We start from the raw sequence: 6,723 nt of genomic DNA, 5'->3' as shown, positions 1-6,723 counted from the left end.
CTTTTGGTATTGCAAGATTAATATATAAGTAATTAGCTCTTATATATTAATCATAAGTTTAAAATTTTATTTATTACATTCACGCTCTAAGATAATATTTGTATTACCTTGGATTTTTTTTATTAGTTTTGCTCTTTGACACTCTTGTTTTGTTATAGGATACATTTTATTCCATGCTTGGAATAGTTTTTTATCTTTTTTACTTATGCTAAAATTATCATATGAAATATCCATATATAAATAAGTTCTTGCAATTATTCCTTTAGAACGATTTGTTGGTACAACTTCTTTATTTGCTATTATCATTTTACATTCACCTAATGTTTTATTACTAGAACTACTTGCAACAAAACCAAAATTTGAACGTAAAGCATTTACTGAACCAATTGCTGGAAATAAATTATACATATCAGCTTGCATATATTTATACTCCTTACTTGTTTTAGAAGCACATTTTCTTCCTTTATAACTATTGCCTCTTTTATCTATACAAGCGGGATCTCCTTCTCTCCATTGAACAAATGTTCTTCCAAAATTTTCAGCTGGAACTACGTGTTCCCACTCAATTCTTTTTGCTCTTTTTTTATGTTTATTTGATTCATAACCATTTGCATTTATAATGTTTTTTTTACTATCAAAAGTAGCGGCACAATAAATAGTTGTTTTTTCAACTTCATTATAAACTTTTTTTTCTAATAGTTTTTTTGCTTTAGAAAAACTATGTATTTTTGTATTTTCATTTGATGCAAAAAGATTTGCATATATGAAAAGTGTTAGTATTAAAATATATTTCATTTTCGTATTGTAGTAAAAAATATATAATACATATATGTAATAAGTGTATTAATCAATAATAAAAGTTATAAATATTGTAATATATCAATATATATTATTTCTTAATAATTAAAAGATGTTTTTTAAAGGGAGTGTTTTGTTGAAAGTAAAAAAGATTAAAGAATTTCTATTCTTTAATCTCTTCTTTTTTATAATCTTTTTCTAAAACAGAAGGACTATATTTAATAGCAATAATTCTAAATACAAATAAAACACCAATAATTCCAAGAATAGTAAAAACTTTTTCTGAATTAAATGTATCATTTACAATTAGCATAATATCTCTTATGAAAAATACAATTGTTGAATCAATCATTAATCTCATTCTTATTCTATTTTCATCACTTAATAAGAATTCAATTAGCATTCTAATAAGTTCTAAAATGATAATAAATTCAAGTATTGTAACTGCTAGTTTTGAAAAAGAATCAATTGTACTAAAGTCCTTTACTGATATAAAAAAAAGTAAGGTTACTGAAAACTTTAGTAGTGGTTGAAAGTTTTTATGTGAAAAGAATTTCATCATTAAATTTATCCTATAATTTTTTTGGAAGTATAACTAAAATTTTTATATTTAAAGCAATATTATTGTTGCTAATCCTAAAAAACTAAAAAAACCAACAATATCAGTAACTGTTGTTAAGATAACTGTTGAACCAATTGCTGGGTCTATTTTTAGTTTTTCAAGAACAAGAGGTATTACCGCACCAAAAAAACCTGCACTAATTAAGTTTATAACCATTGAAAGAGCAATAACAAATCCTAAAAGCGGTATTTTAAACCAAAGGTATGAAATAATCCCAATGATAAAAGCAAATAAGAAACCATTTACTAAAGATATTATAACTTCTTTATAAATTGTTTTTTTAGCATCATCATATTCAATAGCACCTAAGGCCATTTGTCTTACTGTAACTGTAAGTGTTTGAGTTCCTGCATTTCCTCCCATTGAAGCAACAATAGGCATTAAAACAGCAAGTGCAACAAGTGATTGAATAGTTGTATCAAAAATACCAATTACAAGAGAAGCTAATATTGCTGTTACTAAATTGATACTTAACCAAAATGCTCGATTTCTTCCGATTTCATATATACTTTCTACTTCTTCTGCTTCATTATTTACACCTGCTAAAGAGTAAAGTTGTTTTGTATCTTGTTCTTGCATAATAGCTCTAACATCATCATGCGTTATTCTTCCAATAAGTTTATCTTCATCATTTATAACTGCAATTGCATTTAAGTTATAATTTGAAAACATATTAACTGTATTTGATATTTTTTCTTTATGTTTAACAGAGAAGTTTTCTATTTTTTCAACTGGAATATCTTTGAATTTTAAATTTCTTTCAAATAAAATCAACTCTTCTAAACCTATTGAACCTAAAAAGTTATTATTATCATCTATTAAAAAAGCATGGAAAATATTACTTAAAATATGTAAGTCTTTTTCTTTTTTCAATCTTTTTAATGCTGTATCAATATCTTCATTTATATTTACACTAAAAAGCTCTTTTTGCATAAAAGAACCAGTTTCTTCATAATCATAAGCATTTAGTTCTTCAATATTCTGTTTTTCTTCAATATTTAATTTTGATAAAACAGTTTGTGCAGCTTCTTCATCTTTTTGTGCAATATTGTAAATTAATATAGAAGCATCATCACTATCCATATTAGAAGTTACTCTTGCAACTTTTTGTTCACTAATAATATCTGTGATTTCTTCTTGAATATAAGTTGGCATATTTACTAAGATTTCTGCAAATAATTCACTTGGTATTTTTTTACAAATACTTTTATATTCACTTGTATCAATTTCTCTAATTTCTTGTAAACTTTTTGCAATATCAAATGGATGTGCTTCACAAATTCCATTTTTAAATGCAGTAATATTACTTTGTATATAAGATATTAACTCTTCTAATTTTTCTATTTCGTTCAATTTTATTCCAATCTTTTATTTGTTCTTTTTATTAAATGATAAATCTTCTTTTCTTACATCAACAATAAAACCTTTTTGTAAAAACTCTCTACCTAATAAAATAGGATAATTCATCATTTCTCTATTTCTTAGTGTGTATTCAATATCAAAGGTTTTATTGAAAATTATTGTTTTAATCGAAATGACATATCTATTTTCGATATGACCATTTGAACTTCTTACACTTGCAATTCTAGTTATTGGCAAAGTATAAATCTTTTTTATATACTTTTTATGTCTAGAATCTAAAACTTCAAAACTAACTGTTTTCTCATCTATTTGTTTTATAAAACTACAATGCAAAGATGAAGTTTTAGCACCTGTATCAATTTTTGCTTTTATATCTTGTAAATTAAAAATAGGTAAATCAACTCTATCATATTTTCCAATTGTAATATCTAAAGCAAGTATACTTTGTATAGATAAGATAAATAAAAATATATATTTAAACATTTTATTCTAAGTAAAGCTTTTTTAATACAGTTAAAATACTATTTACAGATTGTATTGAAGCTGTTTCTTCAACTGTATGATAACCAATTGTTGGAATTTGCAGTGTTGTTCCTTGAATCTGTCCTTTACTTGCATGGATAATTCTTCCAAGTTCTGTAACACCCAAAGAACCTGTTGTATTATTTGATTTCATAATATTCTTTAAATATTCATCTTTATAGTGATATTTAATTCTATTTTTAAGAGCTATTTTTTTAATTTTACTTTTTAAAGGTGATCTAAAATATCCATTTTCATCTCTATTTCTTAAAACAATATCTAAGTTTTTTATATCTTCAATTGTTTTATATGGACTTGTATCTAATACTAATAATTCATTTGTACTTATATCAAATCTTCTAAAATATTCAAGTAAAAATCTCCATGATTTTCCTGCTTCTTCTGATGCTGTAAAAAATGCAGTACCTTGATATCCCAGTTCATACATATAAACTAATAAAGCAACACTTAAAACATTATCAAGTTGAGCTGAAATCATTTCATTATCTGATACAAGTTTATCAACAAAAGCAATTGGAGTACCTGGAAAAAGATGACCAAATTCATTTATGTTAAAGATAATATTTTTTCTTCTTTCACATAAAAATGCATTTTCAATAACACCCATACCCAAATAACTTCCTGACCATGGTTCATAAGCTTGTACTTTTTGATTTACAAATCTTTTTTCAAAGTTTTTAAGCATTTGGTATGTATTTAAAGTATTATTTAAATCTGATTGGTTTTTAGCAATAAATGCAGCATATTGAAACTCATTATGTCCAGTACAAATAAGACCATGTCTATCTGAGTGTGCTGAGATATATCCAGAACTAGGCTCATTTCCTTTTGCGACTAATACACCATCATAATACTCAACATTAATATTTAGGTTTTCAAGCTCTTTTTTTAAATACATAAAAAAAGAGTGTTCATGTCCTACTACACTTGGAACTTTTATAAGTTGTTTTAAAATATCGTAAAAATTATCCACTATAACCATCTTTTCTTTTTAAATATATATAATTGTAAACCAACAATTGCAATAAGAATCATAATAAATATATAAAATGATTCTTTTGATTCAGCACCAGGAATTCCACCTACATTTATTCCAAATAAACCTGTTAAAAAACCAAGAGGTAAAAAAATAGCTGATATAATTGAAAGTACATACATTTTTTGATTCATTTGTTCACTTAATCTTTGAGATATATTTTCTTGTATAACAGAAACCTTATCTTTAATAGAATCAAGCTCTTCAATGTATCTCATAAGCTGATCTGTAATCTCTCTTAACTGTACTTTTTCATACTCACTAACCCAAGATACTTTTTGATTATATAACTTATACATAGCTTCTTTTTGAGGAGATAAATATTTTTTTAAAGAGATTGTTTCTCTTTTGATTTCAGAAATTTGCGCTCTTAATTCAGAATTATCAGAATCAACACTTATTTCTTCTAAATTCGAAACTCTCTCTTCTATATCATTTATATTATCTTCCATTCTAATAGTTAATCTATTTGTTAGTTCTATTAGAAACTCTGCTGATGTTTTAGGTCCTATTCCTTCTTTAAAATATTCTAAAATATCTCTTACTGATAATAAATCTCTTTTTTTTGTACTTATAATAATGTTTTTATTTATAAATAATCTAATTGATATCATATCTTCAGGTGTAGAGTTAGGATTTAGATTTATTCCTCTAAGAGCTAATAAAATAGAATCATTTAAAAATGTTGTTCTAGGTCTTGTCTCTTTTGTTAAAAGTGCTTCTATTGCTATTTGGTCAATTCCACTTTTATTTGTCAACCAATCTATTGTATCAGGTGTTGAATAATCAAAATGTACCCATACAAGTTTATTTGAGTTAATATTTTCATCTAATTGTTCAAAACTAATATTTGTAGCACCACCTTTACCATCAAAAACTACTGCATGAGAAAAACCATTTGTTTGCATAAATACTCCTAGTATATATTAGTTATTTGCTTTATTGTTATATCTTTGAATAAAACCAGGAAGTAATTCATAAAAAATTTCAATATATTTTTGCTCATCAAACTCATCATCTAATACTTCTTTTATTGATTCATTTGTAATTGTTAAAAATAAAATAGAAATATTATCTTTCATAGTAATATTATTTCTTATTGAATAATCAATCACTTCATTTGCTGAAACTTTTAATTTTGTTAAATCATTATAAGGTTTATTTGTATTTATGCTAAAAGTAGAATGCACATCAATTTTATGCAAAGCATTTTTTACAATAGCTTGTAATTTCTTTCTATGATTAGCTTTAATTTCAAGTTTATTTTTTAAATCTATTGCATCTATATTTTGATAGAAATTTTTACTGCCAAAATATTTTTCTAAGATATTAATAGACTCTTGTGAATAATCAGTTTCTTTATCGACTTTTGTACTTGAATTGAATTTTGACTTAAATATAAAAACCATTATTAAAATCAAAATTATGAATAAAAAAAGTATTTCCAACTTATGCTCCATATATATTTTAGTGATTTTATTATTTACCTACTTAATAACAAGTTATCTATTTTAGAATAATTTTTATTTTTATACATATTGTATTCATTTGTCCTAAAATATACTATAATTTCACAAATAATCAAGGAAGTTAGTTATGAAATATATCTTTTTATTAGTTTGTATATTTAGTCTATCATTTTCAGCAGAAATTGATACAAAGTTATCAGATGAAACTCAAAATCAATCATATTTTAAAGAGATTGAAGAACAAATAAATCAAAGTAAAAAAAATGATTCTAAAAATATAGATATTATTAATACAGAAAAAAATCATTTAAAACATTTAGTAGAAGTATCTTCAAAAAAAATCAGTATTGAAGAGATTGATTTTAAAACAGTTGCAAAAAATGAAAATGAAGTTGAGGTAATTATAAAGGCTTTATTTTATAGCTCACAAACAGAATTAAAAATCAAAAATCAAAATGAAGTTTTAAATAATATTCAAAATAAATTAACACTACTAAAAAAGAGGATTTCAAATATAACAGAAGAGGATAAATCCTTTTTATTAACATATCAATTACAATATGCTTATTACAGAATTCAAAAAAAACATATAGAGACTAGAATAAATCTATTTAATGAAAATAAAAACAAAACAATAGCATTTATTTTAAATTTATTTGCAAAGAAGATTTCAACACAAAACTATCAAACACAAAATGAAATCATTAAGTTTGATGAAAATATAAAAAAATTAGTACAGCAAAAAACTGCATTTGAATTAGAACTTGAAAAAGAGAAAAAGACTATGATTCTTTCAATTTCTCATGATATAAAAACTCCTTTGAGTGCAATTAAGCTTTATTCAAAGGCACTTTGTGAAAATTTATATGAAGAGGAAGAAAAACAGAAGCTTG

The 6,723-nt window shown here is 24.1% G+C and carries 8 protein-coding genes; 1 reads left to right on the top strand and 7 read right to left on the bottom strand.

The window, feature by feature from the left end; translation table 11 throughout:
• Positions 1–66 precede the first annotated feature (66 nt).
• The 7 genes from ACERKK_RS09745 to ACERKK_RS09715 all read right to left on the bottom strand — a co-directional run bounded on the left by ACERKK_RS09745 (position 67) and on the right by ACERKK_RS09715 (position 5,809).
• A complete protein-coding gene (locus ACERKK_RS09745; RefSeq protein WP_373772894.1) occupies positions 67–795 on the bottom strand; it encodes an endonuclease in 729 nt (242 codons plus the stop codon).
• A gap of 166 nt (positions 796–961) precedes the next feature.
• Complete coding sequence (locus tag ACERKK_RS09740; RefSeq protein ID WP_373772893.1) at positions 962–1,360, bottom strand: phosphate-starvation-inducible PsiE family protein; 399 nt, start codon at positions 1,358–1,360, stop codon at positions 962–964.
• A gap of 48 nt (positions 1,361–1,408) precedes the next feature.
• Positions 1,409–2,773 carry a magnesium transporter gene (locus ACERKK_RS09735; protein ID WP_373772892.1) on the bottom strand — a complete coding sequence of 455 codons (1,365 nt, stop codon included), beginning with the start codon at positions 2,771–2,773 and terminating at the stop codon, positions 1,409–1,411.
• 15 nt (positions 2,774–2,788) lie between these two features.
• Positions 2,789–3,265, bottom strand: a complete 477-nt coding sequence (locus ACERKK_RS09730; protein ID WP_373772891.1) for an ATP-dependent zinc protease — start codon at positions 3,263–3,265, stop codon at positions 2,789–2,791.
• A gap of 1 nt (position 3,266) precedes the next feature.
• A complete protein-coding gene (locus tag ACERKK_RS09725) occupies positions 3,267–4,307 on the bottom strand; it encodes a peptidase M42 (protein WP_373772890.1) in 1,041 nt (346 codons plus the stop codon).
• A complete protein-coding gene (locus ACERKK_RS09720; RefSeq protein ID WP_373772889.1) occupies positions 4,298–5,269 on the bottom strand; it encodes a zinc transporter ZntB in 972 nt (323 codons plus the stop codon). The genes ACERKK_RS09725 and ACERKK_RS09720 overlap by 10 nt, the downstream gene beginning before the upstream one ends.
• An 18-nt stretch (positions 5,270–5,287) precedes the next feature.
• Entirely contained in the window at positions 5,288–5,809 is a 522-nt protein-coding gene (locus ACERKK_RS09715; protein WP_373772888.1) for a hypothetical protein, read from the bottom strand.
• 148 nt (positions 5,810–5,957) lie between these two features.
• Between ACERKK_RS09715 and ACERKK_RS09710 the strand changes: the two genes are divergently transcribed.
• Positions 5,958–6,723, top strand: a 766-nt coding sequence (locus ACERKK_RS09710; RefSeq protein WP_373772887.1) for a histidine kinase dimerization/phospho-acceptor domain-containing protein, incomplete at its 3' end; no start/stop codon positions are given.

This window comes from Poseidonibacter sp. (assembly GCF_041821165.1).
Lineage (GTDB): Bacteria > Campylobacterota > Campylobacteria > Campylobacterales > Arcobacteraceae > Poseidonibacter.
Note: the sequence above shows the minus strand (reverse complement) of the source record. Positions and strands in the feature narration are given on the sequence as shown.

What these genes read in the sequence shown, in the direction of transcription:
- ACERKK_RS09745 (WP_373772894.1), bottom strand. Translation starts at nt 795, where the DNA reads ATGAAATATATTTTAATACTAACACTTTTCATATATGCAAATCTTTTT.
- ACERKK_RS09740 (WP_373772893.1), bottom strand. Translation starts at nt 1,360, where the DNA reads ATGATGAAATTCTTTTCACATAAAAACTTTCAACCACTACTAAAGTTT.
- ACERKK_RS09730 (WP_373772891.1), bottom strand. Translation starts at nt 3,265, where the DNA reads ATGTTTAAATATATATTTTTATTTATCTTATCTATACAAAGTATACTT.
- ACERKK_RS09725 (WP_373772890.1), bottom strand. Translation starts at nt 4,307, where the DNA reads ATGGTTATAGTGGATAATTTTTACGATATTTTAAAACAACTTATAAAA.
- ACERKK_RS09720 (WP_373772889.1), bottom strand. Translation starts at nt 5,269, where the DNA reads ATGCAAACAAATGGTTTTTCTCATGCAGTAGTTTTTGATGGTAAAGGT.